Source organism: Segatella copri, from assembly GCF_019127135.1.
Taxonomy (GTDB): domain Bacteria; phylum Bacteroidota; class Bacteroidia; order Bacteroidales; family Bacteroidaceae; genus Prevotella.
The window spans coordinates 1-321 of record NZ_JAHOEA010000217.1; the positions used below are offsets into that span (position 1 = coordinate 1).

Annotated in this window: 1 pseudogene; it reads right to left on the minus strand. The window is 46.4% G+C overall.

The features are described from left to right. Positions 1 to 13 precede the first annotated feature (13 nt). A pseudogene (locus KSW37_RS15925) lies at positions 14 to 321 on the minus strand (relaxase/mobilization nuclease domain-containing protein); the annotation flags it as partial.

Below are 321 nucleotides of genomic sequence, written 5' to 3' on the forward strand. Positions count from 1 at the left end.
TTTGTAACTTGCATCAAAGGCTAAAGCCTCTTCTGCGTTTCTTCTTTTTCTTCTTGGCTGATTCATCCTCTGGGAATGGCTCAAAGGTCTGTACGTTGGCAGAAGCAAAAAGCCCAATGGAAGAAATGCCGTTCCAAGGGTCTTGGCTGCTTTCCGACATGGATGGCAAATGCTCGTCCTTGCGACAACCTTGCTCATATTGTCGAGCAGAGTTGTCTCTTGCTGATACTTGATTCTCCGTACCCTCAAACCTCACATTCAACTTGCCAAAGCTATAGTCTCGGCTAATCTGCGTACCCTTGAAGCTATATCCATCCTTGC